The sequence below is a fragment of the Candidatus Aegiribacteria sp. genome (assembly GCA_021108005.1).
Lineage (GTDB): Bacteria > Fermentibacterota > Fermentibacteria > Fermentibacterales > JCC-6 > Aegiribacteria.
Genome location: JAIORS010000221.1, coordinates 13,011 through 34,794, shown reverse-complemented (window position 1 = coordinate 34,794; position 21,784 = coordinate 13,011). Strand labels below are relative to the sequence as shown.

Annotated in this window: 15 protein-coding genes; 4 read left to right on the top strand and 11 right to left on the bottom strand. The window is 49.0% G+C overall.

Annotated features, from left to right (window positions below):
* The 4 genes from K8S15_14300 to K8S15_14285 all read left to right on the top strand — a co-directional run.
* Window positions 1-533: transposase (locus tag K8S15_14300; protein ID MCD4777205.1), on the top strand; the 533-nt coding region annotated here is incomplete at its 5' end.
* A 531-nt stretch (window positions 534-1,064) separates the two neighbouring features.
* A complete protein-coding gene (locus K8S15_14295) occupies window positions 1,065-2,186 on the top strand; it encodes a Fic family protein (protein MCD4777204.1) in 1,122 nt (373 codons plus the stop codon).
* Window positions 2,187-2,323: 137 nt separating this feature from the next.
* Window positions 2,324-3,313, top strand: coding sequence for a hypothetical protein (locus tag K8S15_14290; protein MCD4777203.1), 990 nt, complete (start codon window positions 2,324-2,326; stop codon window positions 3,311-3,313).
* Window position 3,314: 1 nt separating this feature from the next.
* Window positions 3,315-3,521 carry a LapA family protein gene (locus tag K8S15_14285; GenBank protein MCD4777202.1) on the top strand — a complete coding sequence of 69 codons (207 nt, stop codon included), beginning with the start codon at window positions 3,315-3,317 and terminating at the stop codon, window positions 3,519-3,521.
* A 98-nt stretch (window positions 3,522-3,619) separates the two neighbouring features.
* On the opposite strand, the gene K8S15_14280 is transcribed toward K8S15_14285, so the two are convergent.
* The 11 genes from K8S15_14280 to K8S15_14230 all read right to left on the bottom strand — a co-directional run bounded on the left by K8S15_14280 (window position 3,620) and on the right by K8S15_14230 (window position 21,694).
* Window positions 3,620-4,849 carry an amidohydrolase family protein gene (locus K8S15_14280; protein MCD4777201.1) on the bottom strand — a complete coding sequence of 410 codons (1,230 nt, stop codon included), beginning with the start codon at window positions 4,847-4,849 and terminating at the stop codon, window positions 3,620-3,622.
* Between the two features lie 214 nt (window positions 4,850-5,063).
* A complete protein-coding gene (locus K8S15_14275) occupies window positions 5,064-5,639 on the bottom strand; it encodes a hypothetical protein (GenBank protein ID MCD4777200.1) in 576 nt (191 codons plus the stop codon).
* Window positions 5,640-5,920: 281 nt separating this feature from the next.
* On the bottom strand, window positions 5,921-7,279 hold the full coding sequence (locus tag K8S15_14270) for a hypothetical protein (GenBank protein MCD4777199.1): 1,359 nt from the start codon (window positions 7,277-7,279) through the stop codon (window positions 5,921-5,923).
* Entirely contained in the window at window positions 7,279-10,401 is a 3,123-nt protein-coding gene (locus K8S15_14265) for a hypothetical protein (protein ID MCD4777198.1), read from the bottom strand. Before K8S15_14265 ends, K8S15_14270 begins: the two co-directional genes overlap by 1 nt.
* Window positions 10,398-11,090, bottom strand: a complete 693-nt coding sequence (locus K8S15_14260; GenBank protein MCD4777197.1) for a hypothetical protein — start codon at window positions 11,088-11,090, stop codon at window positions 10,398-10,400. Before K8S15_14260 ends, K8S15_14265 begins: the two co-directional genes overlap by 4 nt.
* A gap of 55 nt (window positions 11,091-11,145) precedes the next feature.
* Window positions 11,146-12,807 carry a T9SS type A sorting domain-containing protein gene (locus K8S15_14255; protein MCD4777196.1) on the bottom strand — a complete coding sequence of 554 codons (1,662 nt, stop codon included), beginning with the start codon at window positions 12,805-12,807 and terminating at the stop codon, window positions 11,146-11,148.
* Window positions 12,807-13,472 (bottom strand): hypothetical protein, encoded by a 666-nt coding sequence (locus tag K8S15_14250; protein MCD4777195.1) that lies wholly within the window; start codon window positions 13,470-13,472, stop codon window positions 12,807-12,809. The genes K8S15_14255 and K8S15_14250 overlap by 1 nt, the downstream gene beginning before the upstream one ends.
* A complete protein-coding gene (locus K8S15_14245; protein MCD4777194.1) occupies window positions 13,469-16,300 on the bottom strand; it encodes a M6 family metalloprotease domain-containing protein in 2,832 nt (943 codons plus the stop codon). The genes K8S15_14250 and K8S15_14245 overlap by 4 nt, the downstream gene beginning before the upstream one ends.
* A 7-nt stretch (window positions 16,301-16,307) precedes the next feature.
* Window positions 16,308-17,312 carry a PorV/PorQ family protein gene (locus K8S15_14240; GenBank protein ID MCD4777193.1) on the bottom strand — a complete coding sequence of 335 codons (1,005 nt, stop codon included), beginning with the start codon at window positions 17,310-17,312 and terminating at the stop codon, window positions 16,308-16,310.
* 102 nt (window positions 17,313-17,414) lie between these two features.
* Window positions 17,415-21,158: a hypothetical protein gene (locus tag K8S15_14235; GenBank protein MCD4777192.1), complete on the bottom strand. Its 3,744-nt coding sequence runs from the start codon at window positions 21,156-21,158 to the stop codon at window positions 17,415-17,417.
* Between the two features lie 2 nt (window positions 21,159-21,160).
* The gene (locus tag K8S15_14230; protein MCD4777191.1) at window positions 21,161-21,694 is read right to left on the bottom strand and encodes a DivIVA domain-containing protein; all 534 of its coding nucleotides are present in this window, start codon (window positions 21,692-21,694) and stop codon (window positions 21,161-21,163) included.
* Window positions 21,695-21,784 lie beyond the last annotated feature (90 nt).

Sequence of the window (21,784 nt, the reverse complement as noted above, 5' to 3'; positions counted from 1 at the left end):
GGCGTTGGGGTCAAATCTTTCCTCTTGACAAACAGCATCAATTTAATGCTGCTCTACAGTTTAAAGAAAGATTTCAGCTCTGCAGATGTGCCTGGGACGCTCTTACAATGTTTCTTCAAGAAGCCCTTGATCGCAGGGATGTTTTCCCCGGCGGCATCCTCGTGCCCCAGACCTTCGGTGGAATGGCCAACTGGAACCCACATGTTCACGCGTTGATTACTGACACCTGCTGGGACAGGGAGGGTAATCAGTACGCAATGCCCGAGATTACCACAGCGGATCTCAAGGTCATAGAAGAACTTTTTTCGGCCATCGTTTTCAGGATTCTTCTTGAGGAAGGCATGATCTCGGAGGAGCTGGTGGAGAACATGAACTCATGGAAGCACAGCGGCTTCAGCGTTCATTCTGGAAGCCCTGTCAAGGCTGAAGATGAAGATCCCAGACCTCCGCCTGTGCCTCTGGAACTGGTCTGCGAACCATGCGCAGACTACGTTCCCTGGAAAGACGATGTCCCGGAGATAGAGGTTGGGTAGGTTGTCAGTAATCCGGCTTCAGGGGGCTACTACACCATGATGCGGTGCTTCCAGTGAAAATCTACGAAAGGTATGTTTGACTGCGAGTGTTTCACATCGTATGGTCAGTTTCAGGAAGGAATCGGTTGTTTATTGGGACGAATGGGTTGCTTTATGAGCAGCTAATAAGATTGAGGAAAATCCACTTTCCTATTACCCATTTGAGGAAAACTTAAATGACTTGATATGGCCACTTAAGGAATCCACTGCGGATATCAGTGAGGTCATTATTGAAGTATGCGAAGTATTGATATCTGCACTTGATAGAAGGATTGATCCATACTTCCGCTTTTCTTCCCAAGTGGATAATGTTGTTGAACTGATACTTCGAGCGTATCAGAACAGTAATTATGAGAATTATCGATCAAGGTGTCTTTATCTGATTGATAACCTGCTAGCGAAAGGTGTCCGCAGAATTCCTAGAGAATTAAGAGAATATGATAGATAGAAGTGATAGAATATCGCATTCTGCTTCTCAACAGGAGGTGAAAAATGTCTGAACCCGTTAAGTATCATATCGGAGGTTTTCCTCCTGATGATTTGGATTGGGAAAGTTTGATTCCTTTGATTGGTCCGGCAAACGCGGCATTGGCTAGATATGATGGAACATTGCATGCGATACCTAATGTTGCTGTGTTGCTATCACCACTGATGACACAGGAAGCAGTGCTGTCTTCGAAAATTGAAGGAACTCAGGCTACAATGAGTGAAGTGCTGGAGTTTGAAGCGGAAGGAGATGTGAAGTCGATCCCGGTTGAGAAACGTGATGATATAGAAGAGATCCTTAACTATAGACAGGCTATGTATCACGCTGAGATCATGCTTGAGAAACTACCCCTCTGCCAACGGGTTATTCGGGAAACACATAAAGTACTGATGACCGGGGTTCGTGGTCATAAGAAATCACCTGGAAAATATCGAAAGGGATCTAACTGGATTGGTCCACCTGGATGCACGATTGAGGAAGCAAAGTTCATACCTGTTTCAGCTGGTATACTTCCGGATGCAATGAGTGCATGGGAGAAATATATACATGCCGATTCGCTGGATCGCCTTGTCCAATTGGCTGTTCTCCATGCCGAATTCGAGGCTATACATCCATTTCTTGATGGTAATGGTAGACTTGGACGAATGCTTGTACCGTTGTTCATGGCTAAGACGGAACTACTATCTGTCCCCATGTTTTACATTAGCGCCTTTTTTGAACGAAATCGCGATGAGTATTATGAGCGACTTCTTACTGTATCACGCGATGGAGATTGGACTCAGTGGGTAAGCTATTTCCTTGAAGCAATAATCCAGCAGGCTGAGGAGAATCAAAGGAAAGCTGATGCTATCCTTGGTTTATATGAAAAGAGCAAAGCTGAATTCTCTAAGGTTATTCATTCACAGTATAGCATTAATGCCCTGGACTTCATTTTCCAGAGACCAATTTTCCGATCACCGGATTTCATTAAGGATCCAGAAATACCTTCTCCAACCGCAAGAAGGATACTGAAATTGCTTAGAGATAATTGTACCCTTACAACAATACGACCGGGAGGTGGTCGACGAGCGGGTATTTACGCATTCTCAGAACTACTTAATATCGCTGAGGGGAGGGATCTTTTTTAAGTGAAACTTATGAGCAACAAAACAGGTTATTGCTCATTTTTCGGAAAATATGATCAACAAGCTGGTTTATGTGGACCGCTTAACTGCCTTCGGACAGTTCGCATAACAACTTCAAGATCGAATGAAAGGTACGACTGTTGAACTTAATTTGCCTGGATAGTATCCATGATACGAAAATACTCACAGAGAAAAAGACGGACATTCTTCTGCATATTCTCGCCCATATTGATATCAATAGTGTTGCGTCAAACTACGATAGCGACTATGTAAAATACATATCCGATTTAAAGGGTGAGAAAACGTCATCTCTCTATGAAAGCCTCAAAGGGATTGATGACGATAACCTTGTATTCCTGTCTTTCATGCCGGCGTTTTTCACTACTATTGATTCGATGTTCAGGGGGCTCAGATATCTCAGCATACCAGGTAACAAGATGAAAAATGGATTTGCAGAAACCGAATCCATGTGTCTCCGTTTTCTTCAGGATATATACAGAAACACAAACACTACAGGTCTACTGAAATTTACAGAAACAGCGAAATCCGAGTACGATTTGTTTTACTCCGAATACTGGGAGAGTAGAAGTGAAGAGTATCTCAGAATGATCAATCAATTCAAAGAAATATGGGAAAGCGAAGACAACTGCAGGATACTGTCGTTTCTCAGAAACCAGGGTCTACCTTCCATCAGCATTTATCTTTCGGAAGGAATGAGGAAAAACGGTAGGGGTATGCGAAGCTCCTCCGCATGCGCTCTTGCTAAAATGCCTGACAACAGCAAAGAGGTTTTCGAATCTTACTACATAGCCATTCACGAGTTACTACACCAGGTAGTTGATGGTATTACTCAGAGTATTCTTGAAATCGACGGTCAACGGAGAAGCTTGAATCCTGATGATGATGAATACAGTATCCATGAACAATTCGAGAATAGTGTTATACTCGCACAGCACCTGCTTATGGGAAAGTCCGCGTATAACTGGACAAAGGAATATTTCACGTTTGTTTCGAAAATTTTTGAAACAGACATCAAAAATGATTCTGAATTCTACTCATTCCTCAAAGTTGACGCTCGAATCAAAAAGAAATTGGAAAGTATTGTAAATACTCAAAGCAAGGTGGTGTAATATGAAACCTAAAATGGTCGCAATTCTGATCCTGGCGGTAGTACTTGTTGTCTTCGTCATTCAGAACTCAAATGTAGCCGATGTGCATCTTTTCTTCTGGACTATAAGCATGTCCATGATAATCCTTATATTCTTCGTTGCCCTGATCGGCTTCGCTATAGGATACCTTACACATCACTTTGTAATTGAGCGTAAAAATAAGAAGTAATAGTATCCCACTGCAGAAGAAGGACTTAATCGACCTGTAAGCCATCCTTCGCGAAAAGACTACATTGCAGGAGTATTTCCAGATACCTGACGGTAACACTACTTTCTGATGATTTTCCCCTCAGCCATCACCATTCTGGGGAAAGCCGCGAGGTCCAGAGGATTGCGATCCCATACAAGAAGGCTCGCGGTCTTGCCGGCCTCAATGGTACCCAGCTGGTCATCTATTCCGAGAATCTTAGCGTTCTTGAAAGTAATCAGAGATATTGCTTCCTCGGGGCTCATTCCGGCTATCAGGAAGAATTTAAGACTGTCCCTCAATGCGGGTGCCCATATCACGGGGTGGTCGGTCATCAGGCCGTAGAACGCTCTGGATTTCATTAGAAGCCCGGCGTTCTGGTAGTATGCATGCTTAAGCTCGACTTTGTAACCTACACAACCCATGGGCCCGTATACTATTGGAATACCGGCGCTTGCCAGATCGTTGAATACTTCCCGGTGAAAAACATCACCGGTGTGATCAGCGGTAGCCCTGATTCCGTATTTCTTCGCAAGCGCAATCAGGTAAAGGACATCGTCCTCTTTGTGAACATGAACCTTGGCTGTCTTTTTTCCATCCAGCAGTTCGAGAATAGCCATATCAGCCGGGCTGAACTCCTGCTGGTATTCCAGATCTATCGCCTTTTTCTGAAAGGCCTCCTCCTTCTTAGACAGCTTTTTCTTTTTCATGTCCTGCTGAAGTTTATGAGAGCTTTTCTCCTTTTCCAGTTCCGCCTTGTTCCGTTTGTTCAGAACCTCATCGAATTTCTGTTCAAGCAGGGCGTAAACTCCCATTCTTGTATTGGGACGGTCACCCTTCCAGTCGGTGGTTGACCGCGGATTGAACCCCAGAGCCATCTTGTAACCGTAGTCTTTTATAACCGCGTTTTTCCTGTTTGGTGTAAAATTCCTGATGACCTTCGCCTTGCCTCCAAAAAGGTTCCCACTACCCGGGACTACGCAGCTGTACAGGATACCAAAATCCACTGCGTCTTTGAATGCCCTGTCATCGAAGTAAATACTGTTAATGGGGTCGTTAACCGGCAGAATCTGAGCGAGAGTATCATTGGTTTCGGATTCTGTCCAGGGCTCCCCCTCCCTGTCCATTCCTATATGAGAATGAGCGTCTATAAAACCAGGTGTCACGAAGCCGTGATAATCGGATTTCATCTTTTTCCTGACAACATCGACGATTTTGTTCCCCTCAACAACCACAGAGCAGTTTTCTTTTTTAGTATGACCGTCGTAGAGAACTTCAGCGGAGATGATCGTCTGTTTTTTTTGTGACATACCGTTTCCCTTTCAGATAGTTGAAAACGTATTCAATTTGGAGATATCACTGCATAGTTAAATATCTTTGTTAATACATTGTACAAGTTATGATTTTAACCGAAATCCGAGACCGAATCGCATAGCACCATTCAGTTACAAAGCTCTGCCATGCGCCTTCACCAATGCCTTGCGGGAACGCGGAGTATCTTCGCAAACTAACGATATTCAATACCTAGAATAAACTTTTAATCCCACTCCATGTTCTCTGTTCCATCGCGCTCCAGTTGTTTGCACCAATCTCAAGTACCGCTGTCCGGTAATGTTTTTCATCCGGTTCCCAGATACTGTTGTGCCATGCCCAGGTTTCAGTGCCGTTGAACGGGGTCTGCCCTCCGTAACCGGTGTTCTGATAGCCGAAAACGATAATTTCACCCGGATCGAATACGATATTCTCAACCGATGCTATATCTATGTACGTATAAACCGATGGATCACCGCCTGGACCTTCCACAGGTACAAAAGCGCCATGGAAGTCACAGCTTTCGGGATTACCGGCAGGAAAACCCGTGTCAGGCATATCAACCCATACAACCCATCCGAAATCACCAGTAGGTACACCGCAGCAGGGAAAGCCAAATTCAGCAATCTGAAGTGGACCACTGGTTTCGTTCGTATAGGAGGTTATAAACCATTCCCCCCAACCGGAAGATGATCCAGAAAGATCAGAGAGATAACCGACAGAACCTCCGGTGTTATACTCAACATCAGCAGCTGAGAGAGACGCTGCGATTAGCAATAATAAAAGCATCTTATTTAACTTCATACTAACCCCATTTCAAATCAGATACAGAATGTTTCACATCATATAATATATATTAGTAATAATCAATACTTTCCATCAATGCAATAGCCCCTCCCCTTAACGCTAAATAAGCGTGATAATGTCTCTTATTACCGGCTGGCATGACCTCGGTGCAGAGCGGCATTGCTTGCCAGTCCGCGTTGATGCGATTGATCCTATTTTCTCTCCTTTGCATTGGTGTACACTAAACCTTCTTCCCATGTCCGGCTTGCAAAAGCGCGTAAATTTTATATCGAAGCGGTAAGACGGAGATAGAGTCTGGAACTGCCGAGGCCTTCCATGACCGGGAATCCTGCCGCTGCATCAGCATGGAAAATGCCACTGATTCCCCTTATTCCAGCCCCACAGCCAATAGGGTATCTCATTCCCTGACTCGGAGTTCGAATTGCTGCAAGGTCGCAGAACAGATAAATTCTTGTTTCAGTTTCACCGATTGATATCTCAGGCCTCGCTGCGACATATCTTACGGCTTTGAAAGCGTTTTCAGGATAACCTCTCAGGGTCTCCTGTCCACCAAGTTTATCAAGAAGCCCTTCGAACCAGTCTCCCTGCATAACTCCACCTGTCAGTAGTCTACCCCCGAAACCCATGAAATCCATGTATACGGTACCATCAATTCGCAATTCCGCCATCGTTAGAATTCCAGAAGAATCCTGTCCGGATCTATTACCGGATCTTGCCTCCAGCTGCATTTCCAATCCATTCCAACCCTGAGGAATCCTGTAACCCGTGTACCACGTAATTCCGGCAAGGCCATAATCGTAACTCTGGCGCTCCCCGTCCGGTGGATAACCTCTCCAGATGCCTGCGCCTCCAATTATCTCGGTCCGGTTCATGCTCCAGATCATGGAAATGCTTCCCTCCCGGTTAACCCATGAGCTTTCCGGGGTTTCCTGGGATATTTCCAGTTCGGCTGCAAGAGGAATGTTGAACAGCCACGGTTCTCTATACCTCAGAAATGCGTTAAACCCGCCCCACTCGGTTGTCTGGCCTGATATCTCAAGCTCCCTCGCGGTACCCGCCAGATTCAGGAACAGTACTTCTCCCGCGCCCTCAAGGTTCTCGCCCTGCCAATCCATCGACGCGGCGAAATGACCTGATTTCCCCTTCTGAACATGCTGCAGGAGAACGATATTGCCACCCTCTCCAAGGAAAAGTTCGGTAATACCAATGGCTTTGATGAACTTCAGCCGCTCGATTCTCTCAATCCATGTTTCAACAGCTTCACGGTCGTATGCATCACCGGGTTCTATTCCCAGAAGCCTTGTGAAAACCTCTGTCCGGGTTCCAGGTACTCCCTCAATGCGGATTTCTTCCAGTAATGCATGTCTTCCGGGAACGGTATTGACCCTGAGAGAATCCTCCGTCACGAAATAGTATCCCGCACCGGCAAATGGGTAACCTTCTTCCAGGTACCATTGCAGAATGCTTTCCTGCAACACTGTTATGGACGAATCGGAAGCAAGAACCGAATCAATTCCCAGCTCATACAAAACTGGAACGGGAGGGCTGCCCCCGATGTCAACCGTAAGAGAACCTTCAGTTGATAACACCGCGACTGCGATGGAAACAATCATGATAACCATTAGAAGTTCACCGTTCCCTCAAGACCCGCCCTTTGATTCCAGCTGCTTCCAGCGGGTTTTCTTCCCCAGTAGAAAAGACTGATATCAAGCCCGGATGAAAGACACCTGCCTATCCTGGCTGTTGTCCTCCATGAGATGCCGCTGTCATTGCCGTCGAAGAACCAGACTGGAAGCTCATCATCCCCGGGGATGTATCCCGCGGATACTCTGGCCATCGAAGTCCAGCCACTTCCTGTCCACGAGAAGTGCGGACCTGCTTCAAGCATATATTTATCAAGGTCTGAAACAACTTCTCTTCTGTATTCGTAAGCCGCCAGGATACCGGGTTTCAGACCGGGAGATGGTTCCAGGGTCGGATCAATTTCCAGTCTCAGCCCCCTTGTATCCCGGGGGTAGTAGAGTTCCTCCTCCTCGCGCCAGATCTTCGCCGAGCATTCAATTACAAGGATATCCGCGGGGCTCAACTCCGGTGCCGCTCTTAGGGACCACATTCTTTCATTCTTCAATCCGGTTCCACTGTAGGAAATCCTTTCGTTCCTCAGCCTCCCGGTAAGAGTCAGTCTGCTGATAAGAGTCTCTTCCCAGCGAAACCAGGGTGATATACTCAGGCTGTATCCTCCCTCCTCGCTTCGGTCAAACGCGCCGTATAGAAGCAGGGACTTCTTTCTGTCAAGGGAATTGCTTGCCGAGAGTCTTACTACTGAATTAACACCGGACAGTGTTCCGGAGCAGGAGAGTGTCATCTCAAGTGACCCGGAAGTTACAGCATCACCAGCGGTTCCCGGCTGAAAGCTGATATTGTAATCACCATCAGGATCTGCATAGTACTGGCCGCTATCGTTATCATAGCTGTAGTTTCCCTTTCCCTCACCAACGTAAACGTACATCACATCCAGAGATCTGCTTATGGTTCCTGAACCATTGTAGACCGCTTCCATCCATACATCCCCCGTGGTTCCCGTCAGGGATAATCTGATGGCATCCGCATGAAGCTCTCCGCCGGAGTCGTAAGAAGTTGATGAATGCTCAAAACTCCCATTGTACCTCAATTCCCCGGTTGGGCCGGATCCCTCCAGACGGGCCCTCCACACCTTGAATGGTCCGCCCGAAGCCCCCCCGGATCTTGAATCATCCTGAAGCTCCATCCGAAGAAGTATATCTGTGGTGTTCCTGTTGAAAGAGATACCTGCAAATTCCGTATTGACATCTCCTTCAAGACTGTCCTGCCATGATTCTTCGGAGAAGCTGCATCCCGCAAAGGGTTTGAGTAAACCTGTTACCGGTATGACCGACACCGATATGGATGAGGTCTGACCCATGGCCATCTGATGGGTACCTGTCCTCTTAAGGAATGTTCCTCCGGCGTCCACACCGATATTCCAAAGAACAGGTTTCGAATTAATTCGATACCTCTCAAGAATACCACCGGCTTCCAGGAATCTGCCCGAAACAGCCGCAAGGAGTTGATTCCCTCCGAGGCTCACATTCGCGATGTTGTCTCTGCCTTCATAATCGGCGGGAAGGGACCATGCTGAAAGCGAACTGTCAGCTTCGAGTTCTCCGGGAGCTTCGTATCCGGAGGAAACCAGCCTTCCACCGATTCCGAGCCCGGGACCGTCCTCCCAGAATTCCATGTTCATCGAACCGATGAAGCAGGTGCCTTCCCTTGATGTGCCATCCGGATTGTAAAGGTTTCCGGTTCTTCCGGAAAAAGCTGCCTCCAACCCCAGATCAATACCCGCGGATGCATACCCGGCTGAAATGCCGCCGGTGCTGTACCCCGATGGTATCTGAATGTACTGTCGGGGCAGGTGTGTTCCACTGCCCTCTCCGGTCCAGAGGTAACCGCCAAGTGAGCTGTCGAAAATGTAATCCCCAAACTCCGAAGGAGGTCTTCCAAACACAACGTTCCAGTCGCCCCGGTTCGGCCCCATGAAAACGTAATGCCCCAGTGAATCCAGAGTATAGCAGCCGTTTCCCTGCCCTACATTCGAAGCCCCGTCAATCCATGCGTCCGCCGGATCCTCTCCAGCTTCGCGGAGAATATCCACAGCCTCCTCGGTGAGCACGAATCCCAGTGGAGATTCTCTGTCATCTTCGCTGTAGAACCCCCTGAATTCAACCTCCAGGCCGTTCTTTGAGTACTGCGAAAAAGCTGTAACGAAATCCTTCCTGAAACCGTCACCGCGCTGGAAAAAGGTAATCTCCACCCGCTGATCATTCCTTATCAGCCGCGTAGATGTGAAAGTTATAAGACCGGCCGAGTATTCCATCCGGTAATCCTCGGTAGAACCACGATGCATGAGCTGTCCATCCAGCCAGACCTTCTCGCTGCCTGGAACGACTTCCCAGCCGGATGTCACTTCGTAAGGCCCCTGAATTCCCTCATCTGTATAGAAAACGGTTCTCTGCCTGGAATCCCCCGATGTTCCATATCCCGCTCCGGTGGTAACGGATTGTGAGATCTCCCCCCACGCGTCAACTCCGCTCACCTCTCTTCTCCATGAGAGGGGGCCGGTTTCAGCGTTACCGCTGACCCATTCCATATCGCCCAGCCTGGCCCTCCACGATCCTCCGTCCACAAGGAAAAATATCCTGTCAAGCTGCGAGACAAGCTCCGAGGAAGTGGGCCCTGCGGTCAGGTTGCGATCAGTTACACTTCCCGAAACAGTGATCCCGGGAGCCGCCGTGCCTTCAACCGAGATTCTTGTTCCCTGGTCAAGTCCTCCTCCGTCACCGACAGAAAACCCTATTCTTTTTGAACCTGATATGTACAGACCGTGCTGCTGGAATGGATCAGATGTATATCCGGACAATTGCTCGATCGTCTGTCTTTCCGCGAAATTAACATCAAGCGAAACCGAGGATGGAATGCTCAGCTGAAGCAAATCAAATTCCAGCACGACTTTGCTGCCTTCCGGCGGAGACGGACTGAAAATAACACCCGTCCTTACCCCTGAGGTTCCGGAAACCGCGTTTAGAGTATCACCGTCCGCTACAGCTACAATACTCCCGGGCATTATCCAGAGGGAATCGGGAGTTTCAAAAAAGTCTGAACCATCACTTTCGAACTCCAGGGACATAGATGTGAGGACCAGTACCGCGACTGCGAAAAGGCTCATTGAAGCACCAGGATTCTGCCTTCCCCCGGTGACCAGAGCAGACAGTGATAACCATTCAATGAACAGGATATTCGGGAGAACTCCCCGGACTCAGAAAGCTGAAACAGGGTGTTTCCGCTGCCGCTCAGTACGCAGGAATCCTGCAGAACCAGCAGTTCTTCTCCCGAAACGGTCCATATACCTGTTTCGGGCAACGGCTCGGGGGCTGTAAAATTACCGAAAAGGAACGATTCATTTTCGCTCGAATAGACTGCTTTTCGACCCGACGCGGATAGCTGTCCTTCGCAGGAACCACTCAATCTTACCAGAATATCATCCGGTTCATCAAGGCTGGAAATCGTACCATTTGTCCGTGATACGTACAGAACTGAGAGGCCGGAAAGACATATATCTCCCGGAAGGCTTCTGGAATCCCATGAATCGGTGAGCTCACCCGAATTATCGTATCGATATACCATATCTGTAAGCTCCCCGGTAACGAACCATCCCCATCTTTCATCAATACACATGCCACCGGGAAGGATGACATCGGAAAGATCGTACTCGGAGATTGTGCCATCATTGGAATAAATTCTCAGGTGGGGGAGCCCCGGCAGAAGTATATAAATGTCTCCAGCTCCGTTTATTTCAGCGTCGATTATCCCAATGGGAACCGTAATGTACCTTTCAACAGTGCAGGACGGCTTCACCGTTGTTTCTGATACCGGGAGAGTACTGATAACCGCGAGCAGGAGTGGAAACGCGTTAGCGCACAACTGCGAACGAGCCGGTTTCTATCCTGCTCCCCTGATTGAATCTGAAGAAGTACGTGCCCGATGCCAGGCTGGATGCTCCGGGATAAGCCAGAGTCACTTCTCCGCTGTCAACATTGTTGTAGCTGACCGTTTCCACATATCCACCAGAAATAGTGAACACCGAAAGAGCAGCATTCCCACCGCCGGACCGGAACTGAAAGAAGAGTGTGCCGCGGCAGGGCTGGGGATAGAATGTAAAAACATCCGCGGAGGATACAACGGAGCCTGCCGATACATCAAGATCAAGGCCGGAAAACGAATTGCAGAGGAGTAGAATATCACCCACCTCGGGAAGTGATATCGCCACATCGTTCGCTGAACCGGCATCGATTCTTTCAAGCGATCCCCCGGTTTCATTGTAAACAAAAGCCCTCATATCACCCAGGCCTGCCGCCCCGGCTCGGAAGCTGCCTCCCAACGATTCATCAACACTGTAATACGTGCCCTGGTAGGAGGACATATGGTCGCCCATATGTGAAAAAGGATCGGTTGCTATTTCGAAGGTGTAATCCAGGCCGGGTCTGTTCCCCGGAGATACCGTATCGTAATCAGCTATCCGGAAGGATTCCCATCCGTATTTTCCATTGCCGAAATTCGGGTTATCTATCCAGCATGCCAGCATCCAGTCAAGGAGAATCTGATTCATATCGGGATTCGAACCGGTTGCGCCGCGAATGGCTTCACTTATGCCCGCCATACCTCGATCTCCGGATCGGAGAGACTTGTAAAGAAAATCTTCCCCACCGTAATTCTCGTACAGGTACGCGAAGTAAAGGTAGCCTGATCCGTAACCCGCGACGTACTCTATTGTATCCTCAATACTCGTCCATTTGATAGGGGTTATCCCCCCCACCTCAAGGAAAGTCTCAACCTGAAAAGCCGGATATCCGCAAACGAAAGTTCCAGACTGGGCCTGGTTTTCCATTACCCACAATTCCTCGGAGCTGAAGGGCGCAATTCCCCACTGAATAAGGTGAACGAGTTCGTGAGACGCAGTGTAGGCCGCGTCGAATTGATCGGCGGGGTGACAGTCTATGTACAGCATCTCAACTTCGTTGGAATGCCCTCCGTAGTAAAGGTAAGCCTCGGTTTCGGTGAACTGGTTGTACGGACTGAAAAATCCCGCGATGTAGGCTCCGCCCTGCTGATGGTTGAAACCGTCTCTGATATCAAGCACCAGGAAGTAGATCTTCGGGTCGCCGTCTATTGCATCGGGTGGCTGCCCGAAAACACCGATATCGGTTTCGACAATTCCTCCGGGCCCGGATGGGGTACTGTCCTCAAGCGCTTCCGAAAAAGCGTCTACCGCATCCTGGTCGTAATGAACATCCCATTGTGTATCCTCCACGAAAATGTAGGTGTTTTCGCCAACGTACCTGCAGGTGGCTGAGGTAAGGTAGAATTCGGGAGAATCACCGCTATGATCGATGGACCAGAAATTTATCGTATCTCCGATAGTGTGACCCTTACTTCTGCTAAGGGGGCCTGTAGCTTCAAATGAGGGATCATGGCGTCTATCTATTTCCATGATTCCTGGAACAAGAGGGGTTCCATCAACCCACCACATGGGACTTGAACTCTGAAGAATCAGTGAAAACAGCAATATTATCATCAGAATCTGGCTCCAATCGAAAACCTGACGGATGAAAAGTCGCGACTCTCCGGAAAAGCAAGTGACGTGTAAACACCTGGCCGGGTCTCGTCCAGAAGAGATGCGTCTATTACGCTGACAACCCGGTTTACCAGGGCGAAGGCGGCAATATACATGCTCCTTCTGAACCACTCCTTGCTTTCTCTCAACCTGTCGGCAAACTGATTCCTCGCGGCTTCCGATGACCAGTTCCAGCCATCCTCTCCGTACCGGGCATGGGATTCGAAATATCCCCTCTGGGCATCCGGATCGTCGGGATAGTAATACCTTGCAAGCCTGTGGATGTAGTCGTTGTATTCTGTACTTGACGCATAATCCGATATATCATCAAGGAATTCGTTTGACTTCCCGGAAACGGAAATGCCGGCTTCGGAAGCTGCAAGCCAGGTGTAATCATCTCTGTCGAATGTACCCTCGAGGTATGACAGACCAACACCTGCCCAGGTAAGAACATCAAGACTCATGAAAACTATACCTCTGCCGGAGTGACCCATATGCATCTGTCCCCAGCCGGGAAACACGGCGGATCTCAGCATGGCACCCTTTCGGGAGCCGGGGTCTGCATCTGCGATGCCGGACAGTACGATCAGCAGGGAAAAGAACAGAACCGCTGAAATCTTAATCAATTTATCACCGCCGCATGAAATAGAGCATCCGTTGATCCCGTGTCGGAGGATATGTGCAGACTGACGAAATAGACTCCCGGCGCGAGGTCCTCGGTATTCCAGGGCACTTCCCAGGCTGAACCGCCTGGAGCAGTTCCGGTTTTCAGGTATACCAGATCCCCTCCCATGTTGAATATTCTTATCTCCCACGAACAATTTTCACCGGGCTGGAAACGGATGATTCCGTTTCCCTGTTGAACAGGATTCGGATAAACGTAAAAAGAACCGTCGTGGAGTATGGAACTGGAAGCCGGAAGATTTGGAAGATCCTCGTTCCACCAGCAGTTGCAACCGGACATATCCAGGCCGGTGAACCATCCTTCAGGAATCATTGAGGTGTGCCAGCAATAAATGCAACCGTTCTTCTCAGCTGCCAGAACTCTCCAGTTACCTGAATTTTCAGGATCCCACAGCAGTGGCCGTCCTATAGGTCTCTCGCCCACAGACACCGGGAATATTCCGCTCTGTCTGCCTTCGTAATCGAACAGACATATCCGGCCGTCGTCCATTGAGATCAACGCGAACCCTCTGCCGGAAATACCTCTTCTGTTTCTGCTGTAACCGGAAACCAGGCTGTCCTGTTCGAGCATAACCGGCCAATTCTCAAGGGTAGCACCGGAAGCGCCCACCGCGGCTACACCCTCATCCGTCAGTATGAGAATTTCCAGTCTTCCATCCATATTCGGGTCACCCAGACAGGGTGAAGAGAGTGGGGAAGCTGCAAGCATCGAGGGAAAGCCAGGCAGGATATTGCCCTGTATATCGTACGCATAGGTGTAATCGCCGCTGACCACAACAATGTCGGGCGAACCATCACGGTTAATATCCGCAGACAGGGGTATCCCTATCTTCTCATCTCCGGGAGCAACCGGCCATCCTGCAACTTCATCTCCGTCCGTGTTCCAGAGATAAACACGTCCATCAATAGTTGAAGCGATTATGCCGGGATTGTTTTCATCGGGATATACTGCCATACCTGCTACCTGAGCCTGAGTAACGGCAGGCCATCCTGCAAGCTGTGCTCCCGCCGGGTTATAAAGGTGTACTCTTTTCTCATCATCCGCTATTGCTACGATATTCAGCCTTTCGCTGATCAGCGCAGCTGTACCCGAACCGCCCCCTGAAAGCTTCACTGGCCAACCATCCGGTTCGTTCCACTGTACATCTCTGAGATGAGCCTGACCATCGTTCTCACAAACAAGCAGAAGATTTGAACCTCCCGAGGGGTTCCCGGCCACCGGGGGAGCGGTTATTCCCGTTCCCATCGGTTCAGGACCTGAGCCATCGCTCATGTAGGCACTGACATGCCCTGTGGTGGTGGTTACCACAATGCGGTCACCGGAAGTGTCAGCGTTTTCCCAGATCAACGGTCCCCATTTTATTGTAGAGGATTGAACGGGCCATCCGTCACAAACCGTCGTCCTGGATACGATTACATCCATTTCCAGAGCTGGCTCATCAAGAACTTCAACCGTTACAAATGTGTTTCCACCCCAGCTGGCATCACTTGAGGGCTCTGATGTGGGTGAAAACTCCCAGGCGTAACCGTTCCGGAACCAAGGGTCGAACTCGCTACCCTCGTAACCGTAAATATCGGGAAGCGAGTAATCAAAATCCTGTATACCGTCTGCCTCTTCCAGATCAACGCCCTTATGGTCAGGGTCCACATTGACCATGTTCGCCGCGAGATACTCTCCAAGGCGAGTTTCATCGATATGCCAGATCAGAATCCCGGAACCAGGAAGGCCGAAATCGTGCTCGTGTATTCCGCACATATGGTCTCCGTCAGGGTCACGTTGCCTGTTCTCAATCAGCAGATACTCCGATCCGGTCAGAGGAACTTTTAAAATGGAATCGTTGAAAGCCAGAGTAAAGGTTCCCCCGGAAGTTACTGAAGGCGTATTCCAGCCAAGATACACTCTTGACCATGCCGAGAGAGATGAGGGCCAGTAACCGCTCATCATCCACTGGCCGTAACCCATCAGATCCCAGCCACCAATTCCAACATGACCTGTATTGGTATCGTAAAGGTCCGGCAATCCCAGCTGATGGCCGAATTCGTGACAGATGGTTCCAAGCACACCCAGTCCAAAGCCGTCCTGCGATTCCTGTTCGGGAGCTATTACACCTTCCCTGATATGAACTCCATCGGAAGTAGGAATCCCCTGATAATCCGATCCGGCTCCGGGAAGGTAACGGATCAAATCCGTCAGAGTAAGAAAAACCGACCCGATGTCACCGGGGCTGTTCCTGAGTATATCAGCCTCCTGACCGGCACCGGCATGCACGATGATCACCGCGTCGTACTGACTGAAATCGATATCTTCATCGGCAAGAAGCACAGCATCTCTGAGGAGCAGGCATGCTCCCTGCATGCTATTTGAATCGTCTCCGTAGTACATCATCTGATGTTGAAGGGTGTACGCCCCGTTAGGTGAAGAAGGGTAAACATCAATGGACAGAATAAGTTGTCCACCGCTGACATCCTCGTAGTACAATGCAAGATTATCCGCTATTCCCTGGAAATATTCCCTGTTGTGGGGCGGGTCGGCTTCAAGGTCAATTATTCCGTTCCCGGAGGTTTCATCGGTAAAATCCTCCAGAAACTGCGCTCTTATCATGCAGACATTCATAGTATCGTCAGAACCGTCTATCTTGCCCGGTCCGGCAATGGCGATCCCTTCCGAAGGCCTTTCGTGCAGCGGTGGCATAGCCCCGTGGACAATCGGAGCGGCAGCCGATACAGCTCCCGCTAAAACGAACATCAGCAGATACACGAATACTCTCATTAATATCTTAGAATCTTACAGAAAGGGAATACTTGGAATTGTATTTCCCTGAACCCTGAAGATTTTCCTCTACAGGTATGAAGGCCATATCAAGCTGAAAACCGGAGTATTGAAGACCTGCTCCAAAGGTAGGACCCTGGATGGTTGAAATGCCCTCCGTATCATGGATATATCCTGCCCTGAGCGCCAGAAGGTCGTAGTACCAGAATTCGGCTCCCGCTCCCCACTTGTTCTCATTGAACTCGGTTGACATTCCCTCGTCAACATTCGTCAGAAGCTTGCTGTAATCGGCTGCGCATCTGAGCCGTGAAAGGTGAGAATCAAATGGGATGTAGGCAATCCCCATTCTTAGAGTTCTTGGTAATGGATTGTTCTCGGAATTACCCCCGTAGCTAACATTGGGTCCGAGGTTCGACAGGCTGGCTCCCACATTTACACGCCCGGCGCTTTCAAGCCCGAGCTCTTTCATGGGAACATGGTACAGTACCCCGAGATCGGCACCGAAGGATGTACCTTTACCTGAGTCCTGATAGTAAAGATGATCGTAAATGAATTTGAGTCCCAGCCCTACAGAGACGCCAGGCGCCACTTCTGTACCGAAGGAACCTGTCAAAGCCACACCGTAGGAATAGAATGTTCCAAGCTCCTGTCCCTGTGCGGTTGTCTCCTGCTGCTCTCCCATCGACATGAAAGTTATGTTGCCTCCGACGCCGCCCCACCCGTCTATATGAGTGGCATAACCCAGAAACTCGTAATACAGGTCATCCGCCAGCTGCGGAAGCCAGTTACTGTGCTGCAGTGTAAGTTCCTGTTTGGTAGTGTCGACGAAAGCCAACCCTGCCGGGTTCCAGTACGATGCGGTAGCGTCATCGGCCAGAGCTGTAAAGGCTTCCCCCATACCGTTCGGGCGTGCTCCCGGAGTTATTGTCATCCAGATAACACTGGCCGTTGATCCGTACGAAATCGAGACCATGGAAAGAACCAGGGCAATAAATAAAAGTTTTTTGTTCATCATTCCTCCTGCTCAAAACCGGAAACCATTCCAGTCTTTGCATGTAATCAGTTTCTGCTGGCTGTTCCAGTTAAGCCGGTTATCAGGTAACAACAATAACAGTTAAAGGTTTCGTACAACGGCTATTATTCCGGTAACCTCAGAGGTTTCTCCAGAGTCGGAAAGCTTCGTTGCAGATACAACAAATATATATGTTCCACTGGCTACTGCATCGCCATCGGCATCTGTGCAATCCCACCAGCACTGGTTATATCCTGCTGTTCCTTCAATGTTCCCGAGTGTAATAACTCGTCTTCCAGCCACCGTGTAAACAGCGATATTAACCCTTCCCGGCGATGTCTGTGTCCAGTTGACGGAGGTGCCGTCCGTACAGGGATTGGGGTAGGGAAACACGTTGTTTATACCGAATGAATTATCATCGGTGACGGAAAACTCGATACCTGCTGTGGATGAGTTCAGAAGTCCATCGGATGCCCGCAGTTCAATCGTATGACTCCCGGGTTCAAGGACATCGATTCCAACCCTGAGTTCACCCGTTGTACTTGAACCTGTGTTGTACTGGAAACAGTCCGAAACATCACTTGGCGTGCCATCGATATACAGAGCAAGCTGTCGTCCAACATTACCAAGAAGATTGATTCCGGAAGTATCAGAAAGAACAGCTTTAACATATGAATTACTCGATACTTCGGGGTTAATTACGTTCCTGTACCCCTCAATCCACAGTTCTATCTCAGGACCTTCGGTATCCGGCAGGGGATTACCCGGATCGAGTCTGGCTGGATAGGTTGAAGCAGCCGCGACGATATCACCGTCCAAAAATGTGAGCTGGGTCCTGGCAAAGGCTCCTGTATCACTGTCAACAGGTACGAACATGGTCAGACTGAAACCGGGTTCAGCGGAGACTGTACCGGAATAGAATTTACCTGGAACTGACAGATATTCGGTGGGCAGATGCTGCCTGAAAGTGTAATAAGTATCCGACTGACATGATTCGAAGGATTCAACGAGAACAATGCCATTTGCGGGCGCTGTACCGCTGAGAGTAACCTCTTCCCCGGAAAACAGGGTATCGTTCGAAATATCGAATGAATCCCAGGGGAACGCGAGCTTGAGGTTGCCATCACCAAAAAGCACGTATTGAGCTTGATTTGAACTGTAGCCGACACTGATCTTCGCAAGCATTAAGCACATGCCGACTGAAAGGTCGGGCTCAGTGAACAGTTTATCCAGAATATGAGCAAAGAAGACTTCGTTCATGGGACCTGATGTTTTGCTTGTAGCGCCAAGGCCAAGTATTCCTCCACCTGTTTGTGAGGTTGTTACCTGTTGTGCAATACATTCTGTTGAGGGATTCTGAAACTGCCCCACGTCGCAGGAACCGAACATGGCCACGGGAAGCCGCTGTTCACATGCAAGGAGCCCGCAATCCTCGAGGTAAAGAAGGCCTTCGTCCGCCAGCTGGTCAAATGCGCCATGTCCAAGGAAGAAAGAGATGAGAGCCCCTTCGCTCCAGAGATCGATATAATCCTCACGGGCCTGGGGTTTTTTCCATAGGCTGTTCCAGTCGTAAAAAATCAGATAGAGTTTCTCCGGACGCATAATATCCGGAAGATGCTCCGTCAGCAATCTTTCAACACTCTGTGTGTGATACCTTTCGTCATTTGAGTTTAAGGGTGAACGTTCATCATCGGCAGCGCCCAGCACAACGGTCTGCCATTCACCACAGTTCTCCATATTCCGATAGGAAAGACTTCTGTCTACAATCAGCTGCAGATTCGAACGGTTGTTTATCCCCATCCTGGATACAGCTATCTGAGGAAGTACAGATCCATCGACTATCGAAAACATATCGTCCGATACCTGTGAATACGTATTCCAGTAGAGAATATCTATGTAAGATATTCTGGAGGATACGAAATTGAGGGGATCCCATGTACCACCACCGACAAGAATCAAATTCTCAGGAATTGGATCCCATGACTCGATGATATGCGAAACCATCGCCTGGATAGCCCGAGGGTCTCTTACACCTCCGTTGAATTCGTTGTAAACCTCTGAAGCTTTCACTGCAATAATGTTTCCGGCAACCTGCGTCAGCGGAATAATATCGTTGTAGAATTCATCTGCAGCCAAGTAAATGCTATTGGCACCATCCATCGTTCCTACGATCCTGCCGGGTGATTCGTACCGCACTTCCGCGGGAGATATCATATTCGCATAATCGGAGATCCATAGTTCTCTCGCTTCCCATGACGAGGGTATTTCAAATTCGAATTTGTATGTGTTTTCTACGCTGATGTTTTCAGCAAGAGTATCTCCCCCCACGAGAAATACCAGGGCATCATTCAGATCGTTTCCCCATGTTAGTTCCTGTCGGTCGTACACAGGCCACCATTCAAGCGGTACATGAGCCTGGCCTGACAATGATGTGCCGGTCCATCCGAATACTTCAAACCAGTCGAGAAAAACCGTATCGGTTCCAGATTCTCTGATAATATTAAGGCTGAGACTGTTCCCCGTATCCTGAATTCCTTCAAGTCTTGTAGTAAGTAAAAATAAACTGCTGCCGTTCCAGGTGGTATCGCATACCAAATTTGAGTTCAGCAATATCCTGATATGGTGCGTCTTGTTCTCGCTTGAAGCCAGATTAATCCGCAGGAAACCGCTGCCCTCGGTCCCGGGAGCATCAAAATTCAAATAATTCCAGGTATCTGAGCTGCCTTCAGATTTGAACCAGCCCCAGTCATCTGAAAATCCAACTACTCCCTGGGTCCTGACAAAATTCTGTTCAAGATGCTGCCTTGCGAGGAAACTGTCCGGCATGGCCGGAGCACCTGTCAGTTCCCCGTTCTGAATATTCATCCTGGCTCCGTCTTCCCCGCCCCATGTGAGCCAGTAGGTGTTCTGGGTACAGTATCTGTGGTTGTAATGTGAAGGCATCTTGTCGTCTATGGATTCCCACCATGCCAGCCCTCTTCCGAAAAAGATGACCCTGTCCCCTGAATCGAATACGCCGTCTCCTCCGTCCTCAACGATGACCGGAACAGGCCTTGGGCTGTATTCACAAAACCAGGGTTTGTCACCCATCTCGCGTCCTCTGCCGCAGAACAGGGACAGGCTGGATGATGGAGTTCCCTCAGCCATCGGAATATCAGCTACGGAGATGGAGTAGATTCCAGCCGTATCAATATCGACAGCGTACCACGGCAACCCCCAGAAGGGGCTTGAGTCATTTCTCTTTTCGGGAACATTCCAGACGTGATTTCCTCCTTCGAAGAGAGTATCGAATATGGAGCCGGTTATTCCTGAGGCGGAAACCGATGATCCGGAGGCAGGATAATTCAAACGTATCCTGAATCTGTCAGCGGTGTAAAGATCACCATTTCGGAATATCACAGGATGCAGCTGAATCTGAACGTAACCTGCTCTACGGAACGTTCCGGTACAGGTAATCGAACCCCATATAACGGGAATATCCTCGGTATCCGCGGCCTGGAACTGATCGATTCCGGCGGGAGATACACTTGCGGAGGAAACAGTTCCTCCGGAAAGAAAACAGACTCCCTCAGGAATGATCTCCAGTTCAGGTTCTGCCCCCGGGGGGATCGCGAGAAAGAGATTCGCCCTCGGAAGCAGCACTGAACCTGAAGAGCCCGAAAATCCGCAGTTGTCAGCTGAATAGCCCATTAAACCATCAGGCAAACCCTCAATTAGCTGGATATCCGGACATTCCCAGGTAAAAGAGGTCGCGGAACTGCCCACCTGGACAGGCACATCGGTAAAGCGTAGTACAGACTCCGAAACGGAGCTTGAACCCAGCAGGATAATCAGCAGGATAGTCATTATTACAACTCCGTAAGTTCCAGTATTGGAGAGTCACCGTTCTCTTCTCCGGGAAGTTTTTCCTCATCAGGTATCATTTCGGATTTTATCCTTTCCTCCTCGATATCCAGTATTCTCCTTTGTGAGTCAACAAAAGACCTGATCTGCGACAGCACCGATAACCTTCTATCCTGCAGCTCACGTATGGTTTCAGTCAGCACCTGAACCCGTTCACGGGCTTCGGAAATAAGGTTGGATGCCTTTACCTCGGCATCCATGATTATAAGTTCAGCTTCCTTATCGGCTTCTTTCCTTGCCTGCGCCGCGCTCTGCTGCTGCTGCACGAGCACATCTCTTACCGCGCCTTCCATCCGGTCGAAATCCGATGCTCTGGCTCTTAGAACGGTCAGTTCCTTTTCAGCATTTTCAAGGTTCTCGACCAGTTCTTCCCAGGCTGAAGCAACCATTTCGAGAAATGCTTCCACCTCGTCGGCATCGTAACCTCTCATGGTTTTGCGAAAATTCTGTCTTCTTATATCAAGGGGTGTAATACGCACGATGATTCTCCATTTCCATGTCTGACAATATCAGGGAAACTAACCCCCCTTTTTCTGCATACACATTTAAAGAATAATATATACGGTTCA

Bases quoted from the DNA above. Each gene is read 5' to 3' on its own strand.
- K8S15_14285 (MCD4777202.1), top strand. From the start codon at position 3,315: ATGAAACCTAAAATGGTCGCAATTCTGATCCTGGCGGTAGTACTTGTT.
- K8S15_14295 (MCD4777204.1), top strand. From the start codon at position 1,065: ATGTCTGAACCCGTTAAGTATCATATCGGAGGTTTTCCTCCTGATGAT.
- K8S15_14280 (MCD4777201.1), bottom strand. From the start codon at position 4,849: ATGTCACAAAAAAAACAGACGATCATCTCCGCTGAAGTTCTCTACGAC.
- K8S15_14240 (MCD4777193.1), bottom strand. From the start codon at position 17,312: ATGAACAAAAAACTTTTATTTATTGCCCTGGTTCTTTCCATGGTCTCG.
- K8S15_14275 (MCD4777200.1), bottom strand. From the start codon at position 5,639: ATGCTTTTATTATTGCTAATCGCAGCGTCTCTCTCAGCTGCTGATGTT.
- K8S15_14235 (MCD4777192.1), bottom strand. From the start codon at position 21,158: ATGACTATCCTGCTGATTATCCTGCTGGGTTCAAGCTCCGTTTCGGAG.
- K8S15_14255 (MCD4777196.1), bottom strand. From the start codon at position 12,807: ATGATAATATTGCTGTTTTCACTGATTCTTCAGAGTTCAAGTCCCATG.
- K8S15_14270 (MCD4777199.1), bottom strand. From the start codon at position 7,279: ATGGTTATCATGATTGTTTCCATCGCAGTCGCGGTGTTATCAACTGAA.
- K8S15_14245 (MCD4777194.1), bottom strand. From the start codon at position 16,300: ATGAGAGTATTCGTGTATCTGCTGATGTTCGTTTTAGCGGGAGCTGTA.
- K8S15_14265 (MCD4777198.1), bottom strand. From the start codon at position 10,401: ATGAGCCTTTTCGCAGTCGCGGTACTGGTCCTCACATCTATGTCCCTG.